The following is an 18,976-nucleotide window of genomic DNA, read 5'->3' on the forward strand; positions in this document are numbered from 1 at the left end:
CGACGGCAGCTTCCAATGAAAAGGTCTGATCCTAATCATAAAGGCAGGTGATGTAGCCGCCGGAGCGGCTGGCGCGACGCTCGATCAAATTTGCCAGGCGCTTGAGCCCGCGACCGGGCTTGCCGGCATTGCGCTCCTTCGGATTGGGCAGCGAAACCGCAAGCAGCGCCGCCTGCCGCCGCGACAGCTTGGCCGCGGAAACCCCGAAGTGGTGGCGGGCGGCCGCTTCGATACCGTAGATTCCATCGCCCCATTCGGCGACGTTCAGATAGATCTCCATCATCCGCCGCTTGCTCCAGACGAAATCAGCGGCGATCGCCAACGGCAGTTCCATGCCCTTGCGCAGGAAGGAGCGGCCGTTCCAGAGGTAGAGGTTCTTGACCGTCTGCATCGGGATGGTGCTGGCCCCGCGGGTCGATTCCCCATCCAGGGCATCCTCCACCACGCCGCGCATCTGCCCCCAGTCGACACCGTCATGGACACAGAACTGGCCGTCCTCCGACATCATCACCGATTGCACCAGCACCGGCGCGATATTGTCGAACTCGACCCACTGACGGTCGTAGCCGCGAAGCAGAACGAGGTCGCGCAGCATCAGCGTCGAGACCGGATGAATGAACTCGATCAGGTAGAGAACGATCAGCGCATAGGGCAGCGCCACGAAACCGACGACGGCGAAAGCGATCTGGCGGCGCCTCGTACGCAGCGACCGGCGAAGCGAAGACCAGCGACTGGAAGGCACTTCGCCGTCCTCGCGCGCTTCCGGAACCATGTTCACGGCCTGACTGTCCACCTCGCTGTCCATCCGCCTCTCTTAGTGTATGGGCCGGCAAAGTTGAACGGGCTTTCAGGCAAAAGGCAAGGTGCGTACGCGGCTGTCCCAGGGAAAGCGCGCCGCTGCGACACGAATCCCCGTTGAAAGCCCTCTTCGCCCATGCCAAAGAGCGCGCATGAGCCAGGACACATCGCCTTTCACCCGCCGCCTCGCCAGCAATGCCCGCGCCGTCGAAGCTTTGCTCGAGCGCCTGCTCGGCCCGACGACGGAGGTCGATGAGATCGCCCGGCCGGCAAACCTGCTCGCCGCCATGCGCCACGGGGTGCTGAACGGCGGCAAGCGACTGCGCCCCTTCCTGGTGATCGAATGCGCCGATCTTCTCGGCGGCAGTATCGATGCATCCTTGCGCGTCGGCGCGGCGCTCGAATGCGTGCATTGCTATTCCCTCGTCCATGACGACCTGCCGGCGATGGACGACGACGATGTCAGGCGTGGCCAGCCGACGGTGCACAAGGCCTTCGACGAGGCGACGGCGATCCTCGCCGGCGACAGTCTGCTGACCTTCGCCTTCGACATCATCGCGGCGCCTGAAACACCACTGCCGGATGCCCAAAAGGTGGAACTGATCCTGGCGCTCGGACGGGCCGCCGGCCACGGCGGAATGGCCGGCGGTCAAGCGCTCGATCTTGCCGCGGAAAAGTCGCCACCCGACGAAGCCGGCATTGTCACGCTACAGGCGATGAAGACGGGCGCTCTCATCCGCTTCGGCTGCGAGGCCGGTGCGATTGTCGCCGGCGCGTCGAAGGACGACCGGGCGCGGCTTCGCAGCTTCGGCGAAAAGATCGGCCTCGCCTTCCAGCTTGCCGACGACCTGCTCGATCTCACCGCCGATGCGGCGACCATGGGCAAGGCAACCGGCAAGGACGCCGCCCGCGGCAAGGGCACGCTCGTCGCACTGCATGGCCAGGCCTGGGCAGAAGAACGGCTGGAACAACTGGTCGCAGAAGCCGAAGCTCTGCTCGAGCCCTATGGCGAGCGCTCCGCCATTCTCGTCGAAACCGCCCGCTTTATCGCCAACCGCAGGAGCTAAGCTCGTGAGCAAATACTGGTCGCCGATCGTCTCGAAGCTCAAGCCCTATGTTCCGGGCGAGCAGCCGCGTATCGCCAATCTGGTGAAGCTCAACACCAATGAATGTCCCTACGGCCCCTCTGAGAAGGTGCTCGACGCGATCAACGCCGCGGCAAGCAGCGATCTGCGCCTTTATCCCGATCCGCTGGCGCTGAAGCTCCGCCAGGCGATCGCCGCGCGCTTTGGCGTGACGGCGGAAGAAGTCTTCGTCGGCAACGGCTCCGACGAGGTGCTGGCGCATATCTTCGCCGGCCTGCTCAAGCACGACGCGCCGCTGCTTTACCCCGATATTTCCTACAGCTTCTATTCGACCTATGCGCGGCTCTTCGAGATCGACACGATCGAGGTGCCGCTGAACGATCGCTTCGAGATCGATCTCGCCGATTACGACCGGCCCTGCGGCGCGATCATCCTGCCGAACCCGAACGCGCCGACCGGCATCGGCCTGCCGCTTTCGGAAATCGAGCGGCTCGTCGCGAGCCACCCCGATCAGCCCGTCGTCATCGACGAGGCCTATGTCGACTTCGGCGGCCAATCGGCAGCAGCGTTGGTTTCGAAGTACGAGAATCTGCTGATCGTCCAGACCTTCTCCAAGTCGCGCGCGCTTGCGGGCCTGCGCGTCGGCTTCGCCATCGGCCAGCGCCCGCTGATCGAGGCGCTGGAGCGCGTCAAGGACAGCTTCAACTCCTATCCGCTCGGCCGCCCGGCCCAGGCCGGTGCCATCGCCGCGATCGAGGACGAAGCCTGGTTCGAGGAAACCCGCGCCAGAATCATCGCCTCCCGCGAGCACCTCACCGCGGATCTCGCCCAGCGCGGTTTCGAGGTGCTGCCTTCGTCGGCAAACTTCGTTTTCGCGCGCCACCCCGGCCATAGCGGCGAAACGCTGATGAAGGCGCTGCGCGAGCGCGCCGTGCTGGTGCGCCACTTCGCCAAGCCGCGCATCGGCGATTTCCTGCGCATCACCATCGGCACCGATCAGGAATGTGCACGCCTGATCGAAGCACTCGACGAGATCCTCTGAGATCTTGTCTCGGTGACATTTCGCTGTTTCAAACAGGCGATGAACTGAACTAGCTTCCGGCGATCGAGCCGGAGCTTTTTCGCATGTTCGACCCGACACCCTATCTGCCGCAGTTGCTCATCGCCTGGACCGCCTATCTGATCGGGACCGCCTCACCGGGACCGGCGATCCTGGCGATCATCACCACCTCGGTCAGTCAGGGGCGCAAGGCCGGCCTGGCGCTTGCCTTCGGCGTGCTCACCGGCAGCTACACCTGGGCGATGCTGACGGCGTCGGGCCTCTCGGCGCTCATCCGCGCCTATGGCCATGCGATCATCATCCTGAAGATCGCCGGCGCCTGCTATCTCTTCTGGCTCGCCTATAACGCGCTGCGCGCCGCCATGCGCAGCGACAGGCGTGCGATCGTGCCGACCGCGAAAGTACAGGCATCGTTGAAGCGGCTCTATCTCAAGGGGCTCGGCATCCACCTGACCAATCCGAAGGCGATCTTTTCCTGGATCATGCTGGTCTCGCTCGGCATGCCGGAGGGGGCGCCGGTCGGTGTCACCGCCACCTTCATCGGCGGCTGCATGGTCCTCGGCCTGATGACCTTCTGCGGCTTCGCGATCGTGTTCTCGCTTTCGCCGGTGCACCGCGCCTATCTCAGGTCCAAGCGGCTGATCGAGAGCCTGATGGCCGGCTTCTTCGCCTTTGCCGGGCTGAAGCTGCTGACGTCGCGGCTTTAGCTCCGAGGCCGTCCGGCGTCGGATTGCCCAGAGCGAACCCGTTTACTCGGCAGCCGCCTGGCCGCGGCCGTAGCGCTTCTCGATATAGTCGGAAACGAGCGCCTCGAAGTCGGCGGCGATGTTCGGACCGCGCAGCGTCATCGCCTTCTGGCCATCGATGAACACGGGCGCAGCCGGCATTTCGCCGGTACCGGGGAGCGAGATGCCGATATCGGCATGTTTGCTTTCGCCGGGACCGTTGACGATGCAGCCCATGACCGCGACCTTCAGGCCCTCGACGCCGGGATATTTCTCGCGCCAGACCGGCATGTTGCGGCGAATATCGTCCTGGATCTTCTGGGCGAGTTCCTGGAACACGGTCGACGTCGTGCGCCCGCAGCCGGGACAAGCGGCAACGACCGGAATGAACTGGCGGAAGCCCATGACCTGCAGCAGTTCCTGCGCCACCTGCACCTCGCGGGTGCGGTCGCCGCCGGGCTCCGGCGTCAGCGAAATGCGGATCGTGTCGCCGATGCCCTGCTGCATCAGGATGCCAAGCGAGGCGGAGGAGGCGACGATGCCCTTGGTGCCCATGCCGGCCTCGGTGAGGCCGAGATGCAACGCGTGGTCGGAGCGGGCCGACAGCATGGCGTAAACGGCGATCAGGTCCTGAACGCCGGAAACCTTGGCCGAGAGGATGATGCGGTTGCGCGGCAGGCCGATTTCCTCGGCAAGATCCGCCGAGAGCAGCGCCGACTGGACGATCGTTTCGCGCGTCACCTGCTGCGCCGTCAGCGGAAAACCGTTCGCCTGGTTCTCGTCCATCAGCCGCGTCAGGAGTTCCTGGTCGAGCGAGCCCCAGTTGACGCCGATGCGCACCGGCTTGTTGTAGCGGATCGCCATCTCGACGATCTCGGCGAACTGCTTGTCCTTCTTGTCCTTGAAGCCGACATTGCCCGGATTGATGCGGTACTTCGCAAGCGCCTCGGCGCAGGCCGGATGATCGGCAAGCAGCTTGTGGCCGATATAGTGGAAGTCGCCGACGAGCGGCACGTCGAGACCGAGGCGCTCGAGCCGCTCACGGATCTTCGGCACGGCGGCAGCACTTTCGTCGCGGTCGACGGTGATGCGCACCAGTTCCGAGCCGGCCTTGTGGAGAGCGGCCACCTGGGCCACGGTCGCATCGATATCGGCCGTGTCGGTGTTGGTCATCGACTGAACCACGACCGGTGCGCCGCCCCCGACGATCACGCCGCCGACATCGACGGCGACGGAGGCACGGCGGGGCTGCGGCTCGAAATCGAAGGCGGAAGACATGAAGGCCTCTTCGTGGGTCATCTCAGGCGGAGCGGGTCGCGTGCGAATATCGCAACGCTTTCCGTAATCAAGCTCCGGCTTTTCGCCCATCAGGTGGATGAGGAAAGCCTGCTTGTCAACGGCGACATCATGCCCTGACGGCGATTTGATGGCGGCCTTGCGCCAGAGGCCCTCATCCGGCCTGCACAGAACACGCTCGTCCGTGGCTCAACAGATCACGAGTGCCCTTTGGCGTGATCCGCATGCACCGCATTGTGAGACAACAGCAGCACGACGATGAAGAGCACCGGCACCGAGGTAAAGACGATGGCAAATCCCGTATGCTCGGCGACGAAGCCGATCACCGACGGCGCGAACAGCATGCCCGAATAGCCCATGAAAGTCGCGACCGAGAGGCCGATGCCCGGCTGCAGGCCCGGCATGTTGCCGGCGGCCGAAAAAGCGATCGGCACCATGTTTGAAATGCCGATACCGGCGATGGCGAAGCCGAGAATGGCGATGTAGGCGTTTGGCGCAATGCCCGCGAGGATCATGCCGACAAGCGCGGTCACCGTACAAATGCGCAAGGTTCGCTTGGCGCCGAAACGATCGCGCACGAGGTCACCGGCAAAGCGCATGATTGCCATGGTGGCCGAGAAGGCGGCGAAGCCGAAGCCGGAAAGCTCCACCGAGGCGCCGAGTTCGTTGCGCAGATAGAGCGCGCCCCAGTCGAGTACCGTGCCCTCGGGCACCATCGAGAACAGCGCCATGATGCCGATCAGCCAGGGAAGCGGCGTCATCGGCAGGCGCAGTTTTTCCTTCGCGGCAGCCGGATGCGGCTTGTCGGCAAGGATCATCGGCCAGGCAATCGCGATCAGCGTCAGGCAGATCACGGTGACGACGAAGACATGCGGCAGCACGCCGAAATGCGCCATCAGGAAACCGCCGATGCCGGCGCCGATCAGGCCACCAAGGCTCCAATAGGCATGGCAGGAGGACATGATCGCCCGGCGCATCGACTTTTCGACCTCGACGGCATTGGCGTTCATGGCGACATCCATGGCGCCGACGAAACCACCGAGCACGAACATGCCGACGGCCGCCGCCCAGACATTCGGAACGAGCGTGAGGAGCAAAAGCAAGGGTGACAGGATAATCGCTGTGACCTTCACCACCTTCTGTGAGCCGACGCGGGCAATATAACCGCCGGCAATCGGCATCAGCACCAGCGAGCCGATGCCGAACATCAGGATCAGGAGGCCGAGCACGCTTTCGCTGATGCCGAGCCGGTCCTTGAATTCGGGGATCTTCGGCGCCCAACTTCCGGTGACGAAGCCGTTCATCAGGAAGAGCAACGAAACGGCCAGCCGGTTGCGGGTCATGTAGCCCTGGCGGACGGTCGCGGTGGGAGAACGTTGGTCCATGGTCTTGCCTCTGTGCCGGTCGTCCGGCTCAAACTGTGATTTCGATCAGATTGCCATCGGGGTCACATAGGACCGCCTCGTAGAAGCCGTCGCCGGTCCAGCGCGGCTTTGCCACCAGCAGGCCCTGGACTTCAGCGCGCGCGGCCATGGCATCGACCGCCTGCTCGCTGCCGAGTGAAAGCGCCACATGGGCAAGGCCCATGCGCTCTTCCTTGGGATCGGCCGGCGTAACCCACGGGCCTTCCATGATCTCGATCGCCGGTCCGTCGCCGAGCGTCAGGAAGCGCGAACGAAAGCCCGGCCGCCGCCGACTCTCATAGACGTCGCCGACTTCGGCCCCGAAGAACGTCGACCAGAAGCCGGCGATCGCATCGAGGTCCCGGGTCCACAGCGCCACATGGGCGATGGTCATCATCGGGTCCCTCCGGCCATCATGACGTCCGCGCCCGTCGCCTCGAATGCAGCACGGTGTTGCGCCGGAGCGTCCGCTTCCAGCACCAGCGCCACCCTGTCGTCGATGTCGACGATCCCGTGCGCGGCCGCCGTCCCGAGTTTGTCGCTGGTAATGGCGACCACGAGGCGACGGCTGCGCGACGCAACCAGCCGCTTGAATTCCGCGTCTTCGAAATGGATCGCCGTCAGGCCCGCCGCGGCATCGGCGCCGCAGGTGCCGAGAAAGCAGAGATCGGGTCTGAGCAGTTCCGCATCGCGCTGTGCCCGCGCGCTGACGGCCGCACCGACCGCGCGGTTGAGTGGCCCGCCCAGCAAAATGAGGTCGACGCCTGGTTTTTCCATCAGCGCCGCGGCAATCAGCGGCGTATTGGTGACGACGGTGACCGTCAGGTCCGGCTCGATCAGTTGCGCGACGGCGAGGTTGGTCGACCCCGCATCGAGAAACACCATCATGCCCGGTTCGATCAGGCCGACGGCCGCGCGGGCGAGCGCTGCCTTGCGCTCCGGCGCCATGGCGATGCGCTCGCTCAGGGTGGTGTGCGCTGCCGGAACGATCGGAAGAGCGCCGCCATAGACCCGCTCGCAAAGGCCCGCCGCCGCCATTTCCCTGAGGTCGCGGCGGATCGTGTCCTCGGAGACGTTGAACTCGGCAGCAAGGTCGGCCGCCAGCACCCGACCGTTGGCCTTCAGCCGTTCCTGGATCAGCGTCTTTCGCTCACGAAGTAGGAGTTCGCCTGACATTTCACCAATCGTTCATAAACGTGCATGAATCGCTATAAATGTGCATATCGACTTTTGAAACCGATTTCAAGTGCGCAGGACAGCCAAATCAGAATGGGCGGGGATTTTCGGAAAACCGTGCCTTTTGGGTGCGGTCAGCCCCGTTTTGGGGAAAAATCTTCATCAAAACGCGCGGGAATTGGTGTTTTATACGCTCAGATCGCCGATTTTTTATGCGATTGTCCGCTCAATCCGGACGACGGGCCGGACCAGAAAGAAGATGGAAAATTACGATGAAACTCCTCCCCACGCTGTTTGCCGCTGCTCTGATGCAGGTAGCCGCCCTTGCTTCCGCCGAAGCCGGTGACAACCTCAATGCGATCAAGTCTGCCGGTGTGCTGAAGATCGGCACCGAGGGCACCTATGCTCCCTTCACCTATCACGACGCCTCCGGCGCACTCGTCGGCTTCGACGTCGAGATCGGCCAGGCGGTCGCCGAAAAGCTCGGCGTCAAGGCTGAATTCCTCGAGGGCAAGTGGGATGGCCTGATCGCCGGCCTCGACGCCAACCGCTACGACACGGTCATCAATCAGGTCGGCATCACCGAGGAGCGCAAGAAGAAGTACGACTTCTCCGAGCCCTACATCGCCTCGAAGGCCGTGCTGATCGTCAAGACCGACAACGAGGAGATCAAGGACTTCGCCGATCTCAAGGGCAAGAAGTCGGCCCAGTCGCTGACCAGCAACTTCGGCAAGCTTGCGACCGCATCCGGCGCCGAACTCGTCGGCACCGACGGCTTCGACCAATCGATCCAGCTCGTGCTGACCGGCCGCGCCGATGCGACGATCAACGACAGCCTCTCCTTCCTCGACTTCAAGAAGAAGAAGCCCGATGCACCGGTGAAGATCGCCGCCGAGCAGGCCGATGCCGACTTCTCCGGCATCATCATCCGCAAGGATGAGCCGGAACTCCTGGAGGCGATCAACAAGGCGCTCGTCGAGATCAAGGCCGACGGCACCTATGACAAGATCTCGCAGAAGTATTTTGGTGCGGACGTGTCGAAGTAAGCTCCGACCGACGCTGCGGCCGGTTTCCCCGCCGGCCAATCTGGTTATAGCGGCGCGTCAGGGATGACGCGCGAAGGACCCTGTAACACTTCGGACTCGCTGCCTAATCTCCGCCGTTAATCGATTTCGATCCAAGGGATTATGCAGTATGAATCGCGATCCGTTCCGGACCCCGGGGCGGATCGCGCTTTTTGAAAGGCCCGCCCTTGACCACCTGGCTCCCACTGATGCTGGAATCTCTGCCGTCCCTGCTCTGGGCCGGCCTGACCTTTACCATCCCGCTGACCCTGCTTTCCTTCATCTTCGGTCTGATCCTCGGCCTCGTCACGGCTGTGGCCCGTCTCTTCGGGCCAACCCCGGTTTCCTTGATCGCGCGCTTTTACGTCTGGGTGATCCGGGGTACGCCATTGCTCGTCCAGCTCTTCGTAATCTTCTACGGGCTCCCCAGCGCCGGTATCCTGCTCGATGCCTTCACCGCCGCCCTCATCGGCTTCTCCTTGAACGTCGGCGCCTATTCGTCCGAAATCATCCGCGCCGTCATCTCGTCGGTGCCGCGTGGGCAATGGGAAGCAGCCTACTCCATCGGCATGAGCTGGAGCCAGGCGATGCGCCGCACCATTCTGCCGCAGGCGACACGCGTCGCCGTGCCGCCGCTCTCGAACACCTTCATCTCGCTGGTGAAGGATACGTCGCTTGCCGCGGCGATCACCGTGCCGGAGATGTTCCAGACCGCGCAACGCATCGTCGCCACCACCTACGAGCCGCTGATCCTCTATATCGAGGCGGCGCTGATCTATCTTGCCATGAGCTCCGTGCTCTCCGCCCTGCAAGTACGGCTGGAGCGCCGCTTCGCCCGCTATGGCGGCTTCCTGGAGGCACGCGCATGATCGAGCTTTCCCATATCGAGAAGCGCTTCGGCGACAATCTCGTGCTGAAGGATATCTCCGTGGCACTCGCCGAGGGCACGGTGACGGCGCTGGTCGGCCCGTCCGGCGGTGGCAAGAGCACGCTGCTGCGCTGCATCAATCTCTTGGAGACCCCGACCTCCGGTTCGATCAGGCTCGGCGACGAGAAGATCGAGTTCTCTCCCGGCCACAAGATCGGCTGGGCGGCGATCCAGCGGCTGCGACGGCAGACCGGCATGGTGTTCCAGAATTTCCAGCTCTTCCCGCACCAGACCGCCCTCGGCAACGTCATGGAAGGCCTGGTCACCGTGCTGAAGTGGCCGGCCGACCGAGCGAAGACCCGGGCGATGGAACTCCTGGAAAAGGTCGGCATGGCGCACAAGGCCAATGCCTGGCCGGCGACGCTTTCGGGCGGCCAGCAGCAGCGTGTCGCGATCGCCCGGGCGCTTGCCCCTTCGCCGCGCGTGCTGCTCTGCGACGAGCCGACCTCGGCGCTCGATCCGGAACTGGCCGAGGAGGTCGTCGAGGTCCTGAGCCGGCTTGCCCGCGAGGGCACGACCATGGTGATGGCCACCCACGACCTCAGGCTTGCCTCGCGCGTCGCCGATAAGGTGATCTTCCTCGATGGCGGCGTCATCGTCGAAAGCGGTGCGCCGAAGACGATCTTCTCGGCCCCCGAACGCGAACGCACCAAAAGGTTCATCGCCTCGCTCAGCGCCCCGCACGACTATGAGATTTGAAGGCAGGGTCAGGCGACCGGTTTGCCCGGCCACGTCTGGTCGCAGGAGGAAAGCGGCATCCCTCTCGATCGTCATCCTCAGGCTTGATGTTCAGTCCGGGGAGATGGCCGACACCTGTTCGGAGAGATGACTGAGGGATGGGCCGAGCCGACCACTTCGACAGCAGCCTCGCAAAAACAAAAACGGCCGGGCAAAACCCGGCCGTTTTTTGTTTATAGAGCAGAAGCCCTCAGGCGTCGAAGACGATCAGCAGATCCTTGGCGTCGATCTGGTCGCCGGCGCGCACCAGCACCTCGGCGATCGTGCCGTCCTTCTCGGCGTGCAACGCCGTCTCCATCTTCATCGCCTCGATCGAGAGCAGCACGTCGCCGGCCTTGACCGCCTGACCGGCGGCAACGGCAACGGTCGAGATCACGCCCGGCATCGGCGCGCCTAGGTGGGCGGCATTGCCGCCCTCCGCCTTGCGGCGCACGGCGCTGGCGGCACTGCGGTTGCGGTCCGGTACCTTGATCAGGCGCGGCTGGCCGTTCAGTTCGAAGAACACCTTGACCATGCCCTTCTCGTCCGGCTCGCTCTTCGCCTGATGCAGGATCACCAGCGACTTGCCCCTCTCGATCTCCGGCTGCAACTCCTCGCCCGGCGCCAGCCCGTAGAAATAGGCCGGCGTAGGCAGGACGCTGACCGGACCGTAGGTGTCGGCGGCGACCGCATAGTCGGTGAAGACCTTCGGATACATCAGGTAGGAAGCGAACTCGAAGTCGTCGACCTTGCGCTCGAGCTTGTCCTCAATGCTTTTACGCTCCGCATCGAGATCGGCCGGCGGCAGCAGGGAGCCCGGAACGGCGGTATAGGGCTTCTCACCCTTCAGCGCCTTCTTCTGCAGCGCTTCCGGCCAGCCGCCCGGGGGCTGACCGAGATCGCCCTTCAGCATCGACACGACCGAATCCGGGAAGGCGATGTCCTTCGCCGGGTTCTCGACGTCGGCGACGGTCAGATCCTGGGAGACCATCATCAGCGCCATATCACCGACGACCTTGGAGGATGGCGTCACCTTGACGATGTCGCCGAACATCTGGTTGGCGTCGGCATAAGCCTGGGCGACGCGGTGCCACTTGGTTTCGAGACCGAGCGAACGGGCTTGTTCCTTGAGGTTGGTGAACTGGCCGCCCGGCATTTCGTGCAGGTAGACTTCGGATGCCGGCCCCTTGAGGTCGCTTTCGAAGGCTGCGTACTGGTAACGCACCGCTTCCCAGTAGAAGGAAATGCGGCGGATCCATTCGGGGTCGAGGCCCGGATCACGCTCCGAGCCGCGAAGCGCCTCGACGATCGAGCCGAGGCAAGGCTGCGAGGTGTTGCCGGACAAGGCGTCCATCGCCGCATCGACGACATCGACGCCGGAATCGACGGCGGCAAGCACGGTCGCGGCCGCGATGCCCGAGGTATCGTGCGTGTGGAAATGGATCGGAAGATCCGTCGCCTCGCGCAGCGCCTTGAAGAGCACGCGCGCGGCCGCCGGCTTCAACAGGCCCGCCATGTCCTTGACGGCGATCATGTGCGCGCCGGCCCTTTCGAGCTCGGCTGCCAGCGCCGTGTAATACTTGAGATCGTATTTCGGGCGCGCCGAGTTGAGTATGTCGCCGGTGTAGCAGATCGCCGCTTCGCAGATGCGGTTCTCTTCGGCAACGGCCTCCATCGATACCCGCATGTTGTCGACCCAGTTGAGGCAGTCGAAGACGCGGAAGACGTCGATGCCGCCCTTCGCCGCCTGGCGGACGAAATACTTCACGACGTTGTCGGGGTAGTTCTTGTAGCCGACGCCGTTGGCGCCACGCAGCAGCATCTGCAGGAGCAGGTTCGGCGCATCCTCGCGGATGCGGGCCAGCCGATCCCACGGATCTTCGGTGAGGAAGCGCATGGACACGTCGAAAGTCGCACCGCCCCAGCATTCCAGCGAGAAGAGCTGCGGCAGCGCACGGGCATAGGTGCCGGCGACTCGGGCGATGTCATGGGTGCGCATGCGGGTCGCAAGCAGCGACTGGTGGCCGTCGCGCATCGTCGTATCGGTCAGGAACACCCGGCTTTCGCCACGCACCCACTCGGCGAACTTCTTCGGGCCGAGTTCGTCGAGCTTCTGCTTGGTGCCGGCGGGAATGTCTCCCTGGATGAACGGCACGACGGGCTTGGCCGCATCCGCCGGCGGCTTCGGGCGGCCCTTTGCCTCCGGATGGCCGTTGACGGTAACGTCGGCCAGATAGGTCAGGAGCTTCGTCGCGCGGTCCTGGCGCTTCACCTGCTGGAACAGTTCCGGCGTCGTATCGATGAAGCGGGTGATGTAAGTGTTGTTGCGGAACTGCTCGTGGCCGATGATCGCCTCGAGGAAGGTGAGGTTGGTCGCGACCCCGCGGATGCGGAATTCGCGCAGCGCCCGGTCCATGCGGCTGATCGCCTCCGCCGGCGTGCTGCCCGAAGCCGTGACCTTGACCAGCAGCGGGTCGTAGTAGCGGGTGATGTAGGCGCCGGTATAGGCCGTGCCGCCATCGAGACGGATACCGAAACCGGCCGCCGAACGATAGCCGGTGATGCGGCCATAATCCGGGATGAAGTTCTGCTCCGGATCTTCGGTGGTGATGCGGCACTGCAGCGCGTGGCCGTTGAGGTGGATGTCCGCCTGGCCAGGTACGCCCGATGCCGGAGTGCCGATCGCCTCGCCGTCGAGGATATGGATCTGCGCCTTGACGATGTCGATGCCGGTCACCACTTCGGTGACGGTGTGTTCGACCTGGATGCGCGGGTTCACCTCGATGAAGTAGAATTTGCCGGTGTCGACATCCATCAGGTATTCGACCGTGCCGGCGCCCACGTAGTTGGTCGCACGCGCGATCTGCAGCGAATAGTTGGCAAGTTCCTGACGCTGCGCGTCCGAGAGATAGGGTGCCGGCGCGCGCTCGACGACCTTCTGGTTGCGGCGCTGGATCGAGCAGTCGCGCTCGAAGAGATGCACGACATTGCCGTGGGTATCGCCGAGGATCTGGCTTTCGACGTGGCGGGCGCGTTCGACCAGCTTTTCGAGGTAGACTTCGTCCTTGCCGAAGGCGGCCTTCGCCTCGCGCTTGGCTTCCGTCACCTCGCGGATCAGGTCCTTCGGGTCGCGGATGGCGCGCATGCCGCGTCCGCCGCCGCCCCAGGAGGCCTTGAGCATGACCGGATAGCCGATCTCGGCGGCAAGACGGTGGATTTCCTTTTCGTCGTCCGGCAGCGGATCGGTGGCCGGCACGACCGGCACGCCGACGGAAATGGCGAGGTTGCGCGCGGCGACCTTGTTGCCGAGCTGGCGCATCGTCTCCGGGCGCGGACCGATGAAGGTGATGCCGGCCGCGTCACAGGCATCGACGAATTCCGGGCTTTCCGAAAGCAGGCCGTAGCCCGGATGGATGGCATCGGCGCCGGAAAGCTTGGCGACGCGGATCACCTCGTCGATCGACAGGTAGCTTTCGATCGGACCGAGATCACGGGCAAGGTGCGGGCCGCGGCCGATCTGATAACTTTCGTCCGCCTTGAAGCGGTGCAGCGCCAGTTTGTCCTCTTCTGCCCATATCGCGACCGTTTTCAGACCGAGTTCGTTTGCAGCGCGGAAAACGCGGATGGCAATTTCAGAACGGTTGGCAACAAGGATCTTCGAGATAGGCAAGTCGGTCTCCTCAATGACTTGAAATTGCGGGAAATGCTGCACCCGCGAAATAAAGTATTAGCGAGTCACCGAGCAGAGCGCAATTTCAGATGCGACAGGAAACCGAACGCCTTTGCCTTTAGGAGATCAACCCGAGCCGGAAGGCGATCGCCACGACGTGATGGCGGTTCTTGCCCTTCAGTTTCTCCTGGATGCCGTTCATGTACCAGTCGACCGTGTGGCTCGAAATGTCGAGCACCTTGCCGATGTCGTTCGAAGTCATGCCGTCGGCGAGATAGTTGAGCGCTTCCATTTCGCGCCGCGTCATCTGCACCTCGACGCGCGAGCCGAGCTCGGCCGAAACCTCGGGATCGCTCAGCTCCAGCAGCTTCCAGAACAGCCGCTTGGCGATGGCATCGAACAGGCTGATCTCGACCGGGCTCAGTTCGACGACACGACCGCCGACCGTCAGATTGCCGAGCAGGCCGCGCCGGCCGTGCACCGGGAAGATATAGCCATCGTAGAGGCCGTGGTTGCGGGCCTCGATCATCATGCTTTCCATGCGCTTGCGATGCGGATCGGAGCGGAAGGCAAACAGCGTGTCGCGCCAGCGAAAACCCCGCTGCGCATGGCCGAGATAGCGGATGGTCGGATCGATCACCACGAACTTCTTGCGGATGTAGATCTGCGGCCAGCCCTCCGGCCAGCGACCGGCGAGCAGCAGCCGCAGCGGATTGTCATGCGGCTTCGGTTGCCGGACGACGCCGTAGAAGTCGAAGCCGCAGCGATCGAGCAGGCGCTCGAACTCCGGAATGATCTCCTCGCGAGTCTTCATCTCCTCCAGAAGCGCGAGAAACTGTACGAGCAGCGTAATGTTCATGGATCACCTTCCAGGTAGATGCATATGGTCGCATTTCCGAATCCGGACATAAAGGCACCGTTCAGCGACCATTCATGTTGCACCCGCGATAATCCGTCATACCACGCTCGGTCTTATGCGAAATATGCAAGAAATCGGAGTTGGCACGATAGATAGCAGACTATGAATATTCTCGCCAAGCTTCGGTTGCGAGCGAAACGGGAAAACGAGTGGCTGTCCATACGTCCGGCTACGGCCTCCCTTGCCGTCTAAGACCGTCTCAGCGCGGCCCCGAATGTACAGCGGCGGACCAAGGCCCGCCAACGGTACATCGAGGACGCGGGTGCATCCGCCGCGGAGAGTCTGCGGCGCCAAATCCGGTACCCGGAAGGGGTGAGACAGTGTCATTGTTCCAAGTGTATGCAAGAGCGCTCCAGTATCTTGCGGCTCACAAGTTTCGTGTCTCGGCGATCGTCCTCGCCAACGTCGTTCTGGCCATCATCACGATTGCCGAACCGATCCTGTTCGGGCGCATCATCGACGCCATTTCGTCGAAGGGCGAAGTCACGCCGATGCTGCTCATGTGGGCAGGTCTCGGCGTGTTCAACACCGTCGCCTTCGTGCTCGTCGCCCGCGAGGCCGACCGGCTGGCCCATGGCCGCCGCGCCACGCTCCTGACGGAAGCCTTCGGCCGTATCGTTTCCATGCCGCTCGCCTGGCATAGCCAGCGCGGCACGTCCAACGCGCTGCACACGCTGCTGCGCGCCTGCGAAACCCTCTTCGGCCTCTGGCTCGAGTTCATGCGCCAGCACCTGGCGACTGCCGTGGCGCTCGTGCTGCTCGTTCCGACCGCCTTTTCGATGGACGTTCGCCTCTCGCTCGTGCTCGTCGTGCTCGGCGCACTCTACGTGGTGATCAGCAAGGTCGTCATGAGCCGCACCAAGGAAGGCCAGGCCTCGGTCGAGAACCATTACCATACGGTCTTCTCCCACGTCTCCGACGCCATCAGCAACGTCTCGGTCGTGCACAGCTACAACCGCATCGAGGCTGAAACCCGCGAGCTGAAGAAGTTCACCGAGCGGCTGATCTCCGCCCAGTTCCCGGTGCTCGACTGGTGGGCACTGGCGAGCGCGCTGAACCGCGTCGCCTCCACCATTTCGATGATGGCGATCCTCGTCATCGGTACCGTGCTGGTACAGCGCGGCGAGCTCGGCGTCGGTGAGGTCATCGCCTTCATCGGCTTTGCCAACCTGCTGATCGGCCGCCTCGACCAGATGAAGGCCTTCGTGACGCAGATCTTCGAAGCCCGCGCCAAGCTCGAGGACTTCTTCAACCTCGAAGACGCCGTCCGCGAACGCGACGAGCCGGCGGGTGCGACCGAACTGCCGCCTGTCGTCGGTGAAGTCGAGTTCCGCAACGTCTCCTTCGACTTTGCCAACACGAACCAGGGCGTGCACAACGTCTCGTTCACGGCCAAGGCCGGCCAGACGATCGCTATCGTCGGCCCGACGGGTGCCGGCAAGACGACGCTCGTCAACCTGCTGCAGCGCGTTCATGACCCGCGTGGTGGCCAGATCCTGATCGACGGCAACGATATCTCGAAGGTAACGCGCAAGTCGCTGCGCCGTTCGATCGCCACCGTCTTCCAGGATGCGGGCCTGATGAACCGCTCGATCTCGGACAATATCCGTCTCGGCCGTGACGATGCGACGATCGAGGAAGTCATGGCTGCCGCCGAAGCGGCCGCCGCCTGCGACTTCATCGAGAGCCGGACGGGCGGCTACGATACGGTGGTCGGCGAACGCGGCAACCGCCTGTCGGGCGGCGAGCGCCAACGTGTGGCAATTGCCCGCGCCATCCTCAAGAACGCGCCGATCCTGGTGCTCGACGAGGCGACCAGCGCGCTCGACGTCGAAACCGAGGCCCGCGTCAAGGATGCGATCGATGCGCTGCGCAAGAACCGCACGACCTTCATCATCGCTCACCGCCTGTCGACGGTGCGCGAGGCCGACCTGGTAATCTTCATGGATCAGGGCCAGATCGTCGAGATGGGCGGCTTCAACGAGCTTAGCCAGAGCAACGGCCGCTTTGCAGCTCTGCTGCGCGCCAGCGGCATCCTGACGGACGAAGATGTCCGCATGAGCCATACGGCCGCATAGAACGCGCGCGTAAGTTAATAAACGAACCTCAAGCCACCCGCAGTCAAACGCGGGTGGTTTTTCTTTTCGACATTCTGACACGTCGCTTCGAGCAGCCTTGTCATTCCTGGGAATGTTGGTAGACGGGAATTCCGGCTTCAATTCCAAGGGAATCACCAATGCCGGATATCTCCACCATTGCACTCTTCGCCGCGGCAAGCCTCGTGCTCACCGCCACGCCCGGTCCTGACATGCTGCTCATCGCTTCTCGGAGCGTGAGTCAGGGGCGGGCGGCCGGCTTCCTCACCTATGGCGGCATCGCGCTCGGCACCTATTGCCATGCCCTGGCCGCCGCACTCGGTCTTTCCCAGCTCTTTGTCACCGTACCCGTTGCCTACGAGATCGTGCGCTGGGCGGGCTGCGCCTATCTGCTTTATCTCGCCTACAAGACAGTCCGCTCGGACGCGTCGCGTTCTTCCCCGATTTCGACGCTCAAGCGACTCTCAAACAGGCGGATCTTCGGCGAGGGGCTGATGACGAACCTGCTCAATCCGAAGATGGCGCTCTTCGTGCTGGCCCTGTTGCCGCAATTCGTGGATCCGAACGGCGGGTCGATGGTCGCGCAGATGCTTCTGCTCGCCACCGTGTTGAACGGGATCGGCTTCCTGGTGAATAGCTCGGTCATTCTGGTTGGCAGCCATCTGCGCGCGCGGCTCGCTGGCATCAGGCGTTTCCCCAAGCTGCCGCAATACCTCCTCGCCGGCGTATTCACGGGGCTCGCCTGCCGCCTTGCCCTTGGTTCGAGAAATTAGACGCCCGGCAAGGGCGGCGTTCTCCTACGCCGCCCGCAGCGGTTTTGCCGTGGCAATGCCGCGCAGCCATTCGAGATAATAGGCATAGGCGAAATGCAGCCCGATGCCGACGAGTACGAACAAGCTGCCGAAGATCGGGTTCCGCCCGGTGACGAACAGCAGCACCTGGCCGGACATCGCCAGAATCGTACCGAAGATGAAGATCGGCAGCGAATGTCGCCCGACCACCGCGAGCGGATGATCGCTGTCGAGCTTGGCAAGGTTGCTGATCCGAGGCGTCACGGCGATGACATAGGCGAGCGCCAGCACATGCAGCAACCGCGGTCCCGACAGGAAGGTCTTGTCGAAGCCGGTGAGGACCGCTGGAAGACCGAAGGAGAGGTCTATGCTCCAGAAGGAGAAGAGTACCCAGACAGCCGAGACCGCGAGATAGGCGCAGCAAAGGGCGAACAGCCAGCGCCATCGCGGCAGCGTTCCACCGCCGCGCACGAAGGTCATCATGACGATGCCGATGACGAACAGGAACTGCCAGGACCAGGGATTGAGGAACCAATAGCCTTCGTCAAGGAAGTTCGACGGCACGAATTTGAAGATGCCCGCGGCGAGCCACAGGGCGGCCGACAGCAATAGCAGCAGTTTCTTGCTGACGCCGTTCAGCCAGAGGATTCCCGGCAGCATCAGGAACAGCGCCGCATACATCGATAGGATGTTGTTGTAGCCGAGCTGGTGCCCCAGGAGCACCATGGCGACGATGCCCTGTTCGGTCTGCTCGACCATCGGGCGGATGTTGATCTCGCCGATCAGGTCCTGCCGGCCGAAATAGATCGCACCGCCGGCGAAGATCGCCAGCGTCACGATGCTGGTCATGATGTGGGCGATGTAAAGCGCCAGCGCCCGCCGCCAGATTTTCAGCGTCGTCGCCAGCCGTCCGCCGGCGGCGAATTTTCCGCCATAGGCGATCCCGACCGACAGGCCGGAGATCAGCACGAAGGCCTCGGCGGAATCGGAAAAGCCGAAGTTCTTGTGCGTCAGATATTCGAGATACTGTCCCGGAACGTGGTTGACGAAGATCGTCAGCAGACACAGCGCCCTGAACACGTCGAGGCGTGTGTCACGCTCCTTGGGAACCATTCGGACGGACGTCGGGGTGACGCCACCCTGAAATGTCTTTTGCAGCATGCGCTCCGTTTTCCAGGATTTGGCGCCCCTGCCCCATCCCTGTTGAAACGGGCACCGACACCTCGCCTTGTCGCGTGATGCCCGGCA

Annotated in this window: 17 protein-coding genes; 9 read left to right on the plus strand and 8 right to left on the minus strand. The window is 63.4% G+C overall.

Translation table 11 applies throughout. The features are described from left to right. Window positions 1-31 precede the first annotated feature (31 nt). Window positions 32-772, minus strand: coding sequence for a monofunctional biosynthetic peptidoglycan transglycosylase (mtgA, locus tag AC1Z3V_RS16700; protein WP_376741664.1), 741 nt, complete (start codon window positions 770-772; stop codon window positions 32-34). 178 nt (window positions 773-950) lie between these two features. On the opposite strand from mtgA, the gene AC1Z3V_RS16705 reads away from it, so the two are divergent. The 3 genes from AC1Z3V_RS16705 (at window position 951) to AC1Z3V_RS16715 (ending at window position 3,650) form a co-directional block, all read left to right on the plus strand. Next, window positions 951-1,865: a polyprenyl synthetase family protein gene (locus tag AC1Z3V_RS16705; protein WP_483500476.1), complete on the plus strand. Its 915-nt coding sequence runs from the start codon at window positions 951-953 to the stop codon at window positions 1,863-1,865. Window positions 1,866-1,869: 4 nt separating this feature from the next. Beyond that, a complete protein-coding gene (gene hisC / locus AC1Z3V_RS16710) occupies window positions 1,870-2,925 on the plus strand; it encodes a histidinol-phosphate transaminase (RefSeq protein WP_483500478.1) in 1,056 nt (351 codons plus the stop codon). A gap of 83 nt (window positions 2,926-3,008) precedes the next feature. Further along, window positions 3,009-3,650, plus strand: a complete 642-nt coding sequence (locus AC1Z3V_RS16715; protein WP_483500480.1) for a LysE family translocator — start codon at window positions 3,009-3,011, stop codon at window positions 3,648-3,650. A 42-nt stretch (window positions 3,651-3,692) separates the two neighbouring features. Here the strand turns inward: AC1Z3V_RS16715 and ispG are convergent, their stop codons facing one another. The 4 genes from ispG to AC1Z3V_RS16735 all read right to left on the minus strand — a co-directional run bounded on the left by ispG (window position 3,693) and on the right by AC1Z3V_RS16735 (window position 7,543). Beyond that, a complete protein-coding gene (ispG, locus tag AC1Z3V_RS16720) occupies window positions 3,693-4,946 on the minus strand; it encodes a flavodoxin-dependent (E)-4-hydroxy-3-methylbut-2-enyl-diphosphate synthase (RefSeq protein WP_483500481.1) in 1,254 nt (417 codons plus the stop codon). A gap of 215 nt (window positions 4,947-5,161) precedes the next feature. Then, complete coding sequence (locus tag AC1Z3V_RS16725; protein WP_483500483.1) at window positions 5,162-6,349, minus strand: MFS transporter; 1,188 nt, start codon at window positions 6,347-6,349, stop codon at window positions 5,162-5,164. Between the two features lie 28 nt (window positions 6,350-6,377). Continuing rightward, on the minus strand, window positions 6,378-6,764 hold the full coding sequence (locus AC1Z3V_RS16730; RefSeq protein ID WP_483500485.1) for a VOC family protein: 387 nt from the start codon (window positions 6,762-6,764) through the stop codon (window positions 6,378-6,380). Further along, entirely contained in the window at window positions 6,761-7,543 is a 783-nt protein-coding gene (locus tag AC1Z3V_RS16735; protein WP_483500487.1) for a DeoR/GlpR family DNA-binding transcription regulator, read from the minus strand. The genes AC1Z3V_RS16730 and AC1Z3V_RS16735 overlap by 4 nt, the downstream gene beginning before the upstream one ends. Window positions 7,544-7,567: 24 nt before the next feature. Here AC1Z3V_RS16735 and AC1Z3V_RS16740 point away from each other — a divergent pair, with 24 nt between their 5' ends. The 4 genes from AC1Z3V_RS16740 (at window position 7,568) to AC1Z3V_RS16755 (ending at window position 10,234) form a co-directional block, all read left to right on the plus strand. Next, window positions 7,568-7,819, plus strand: coding sequence for a hypothetical protein (locus AC1Z3V_RS16740; RefSeq protein ID WP_483500489.1), 252 nt, complete (start codon window positions 7,568-7,570; stop codon window positions 7,817-7,819). Next, window positions 7,816-8,589, plus strand: coding sequence for an amino acid ABC transporter substrate-binding protein (locus AC1Z3V_RS16745; protein WP_483500490.1), 774 nt, complete (start codon window positions 7,816-7,818; stop codon window positions 8,587-8,589). Before AC1Z3V_RS16740 ends, AC1Z3V_RS16745 begins: the two co-directional genes overlap by 4 nt. Before the next feature lie 206 nt (window positions 8,590-8,795). Continuing rightward, the gene (locus tag AC1Z3V_RS16750) at window positions 8,796-9,476 is read left to right on the plus strand and encodes an amino acid ABC transporter permease (protein ID WP_483500491.1); all 681 of its coding nucleotides are present in this window, start codon (window positions 8,796-8,798) and stop codon (window positions 9,474-9,476) included. Further along, window positions 9,473-10,234: an amino acid ABC transporter ATP-binding protein gene (locus tag AC1Z3V_RS16755; protein WP_483500493.1), complete on the plus strand. Its 762-nt coding sequence runs from the start codon at window positions 9,473-9,475 to the stop codon at window positions 10,232-10,234. Before AC1Z3V_RS16750 ends, AC1Z3V_RS16755 begins: the two co-directional genes overlap by 4 nt. 229 nt (window positions 10,235-10,463) lie before the next feature. Here AC1Z3V_RS16755 and pyc read toward each other — a convergent pair whose 3' ends face one another. Together pyc and AC1Z3V_RS16765 are read right to left on the minus strand one after the other, a co-directional pair. After that, entirely contained in the window at window positions 10,464-13,922 is a 3,459-nt protein-coding gene (gene pyc, locus AC1Z3V_RS16760; RefSeq protein ID WP_483500494.1) for a pyruvate carboxylase, read from the minus strand. 118 nt (window positions 13,923-14,040) lie between these two features. Continuing rightward, window positions 14,041-14,781, minus strand: a complete 741-nt coding sequence (locus AC1Z3V_RS16765) for a helix-turn-helix transcriptional regulator (protein ID WP_429814561.1) — start codon at window positions 14,779-14,781, stop codon at window positions 14,041-14,043. Between the two features lie 380 nt (window positions 14,782-15,161). Between AC1Z3V_RS16765 and AC1Z3V_RS16770 the strand changes: the two genes are divergently transcribed. Together AC1Z3V_RS16770 and AC1Z3V_RS16775 are read left to right on the plus strand one after the other, a co-directional pair. Further along, the gene (locus tag AC1Z3V_RS16770; protein ID WP_483500495.1) at window positions 15,162-16,919 is read left to right on the plus strand and encodes a glucan ABC transporter ATP-binding protein/ permease; all 1,758 of its coding nucleotides are present in this window, start codon (window positions 15,162-15,164) and stop codon (window positions 16,917-16,919) included. Between the two features lie 158 nt (window positions 16,920-17,077). Further along, the gene (locus AC1Z3V_RS16775; protein WP_483500497.1) at window positions 17,078-17,710 is read left to right on the plus strand and encodes a LysE family translocator; all 633 of its coding nucleotides are present in this window, start codon (window positions 17,078-17,080) and stop codon (window positions 17,708-17,710) included. Between the two features lie 24 nt (window positions 17,711-17,734). Here AC1Z3V_RS16775 and AC1Z3V_RS16780 read toward each other — a convergent pair whose 3' ends face one another. Continuing rightward, window positions 17,735-18,889: an OpgC family protein gene (locus AC1Z3V_RS16780; RefSeq protein ID WP_483500499.1), complete on the minus strand. Its 1,155-nt coding sequence runs from the start codon at window positions 18,887-18,889 to the stop codon at window positions 17,735-17,737. Window positions 18,890-18,976: the final 87 nt, after the last annotated feature.

It is taken from the genome of Ensifer sp. 38_S197 (assembly GCF_056924495.1).

Excerpts from the sequence above, each read along its gene's own strand:
- mtgA (WP_376741664.1), bottom strand. The coding sequence starts at position 772 with ATGGTTCCGGAAGCGCGCGAGGACGGCGAAGTGCCTTCCAGTCGCTGG.
- AC1Z3V_RS16705 (WP_483500476.1), top strand. The coding sequence starts at position 951 with ATGAGCCAGGACACATCGCCTTTCACCCGCCGCCTCGCCAGCAATGCC.
- AC1Z3V_RS16715 (WP_483500480.1), top strand. The coding sequence starts at position 3,009 with ATGTTCGACCCGACACCCTATCTGCCGCAGTTGCTCATCGCCTGGACC.
- ispG (WP_483500481.1), bottom strand. The coding sequence starts at position 4,946 with ATGTCTTCCGCCTTCGATTTCGAGCCGCAGCCCCGCCGTGCCTCCGTC.
- AC1Z3V_RS16725 (WP_483500483.1), bottom strand. The coding sequence starts at position 6,349 with ATGGACCAACGTTCTCCCACCGCGACCGTCCGCCAGGGCTACATGACC.
- AC1Z3V_RS16730 (WP_483500485.1), bottom strand. The coding sequence starts at position 6,764 with ATGATGACCATCGCCCATGTGGCGCTGTGGACCCGGGACCTCGATGCG.
- AC1Z3V_RS16735 (WP_483500487.1), bottom strand. The coding sequence starts at position 7,543 with ATGTCAGGCGAACTCCTACTTCGTGAGCGAAAGACGCTGATCCAGGAA.
- AC1Z3V_RS16740 (WP_483500489.1), top strand. The coding sequence starts at position 7,568 with ATGAATCGCTATAAATGTGCATATCGACTTTTGAAACCGATTTCAAGT.
- AC1Z3V_RS16745 (WP_483500490.1), top strand. The coding sequence starts at position 7,816 with ATGAAACTCCTCCCCACGCTGTTTGCCGCTGCTCTGATGCAGGTAGCC.
- AC1Z3V_RS16755 (WP_483500493.1), top strand. The coding sequence starts at position 9,473 with ATGATCGAGCTTTCCCATATCGAGAAGCGCTTCGGCGACAATCTCGTG.
- AC1Z3V_RS16765 (WP_429814561.1), bottom strand. The coding sequence starts at position 14,781 with ATGAACATTACGCTGCTCGTACAGTTTCTCGCGCTTCTGGAGGAGATG.
- AC1Z3V_RS16775 (WP_483500497.1), top strand. The coding sequence starts at position 17,078 with ATGCCGGATATCTCCACCATTGCACTCTTCGCCGCGGCAAGCCTCGTG.
- AC1Z3V_RS16780 (WP_483500499.1), bottom strand. The coding sequence starts at position 18,889 with ATGCTGCAAAAGACATTTCAGGGTGGCGTCACCCCGACGTCCGTCCGA.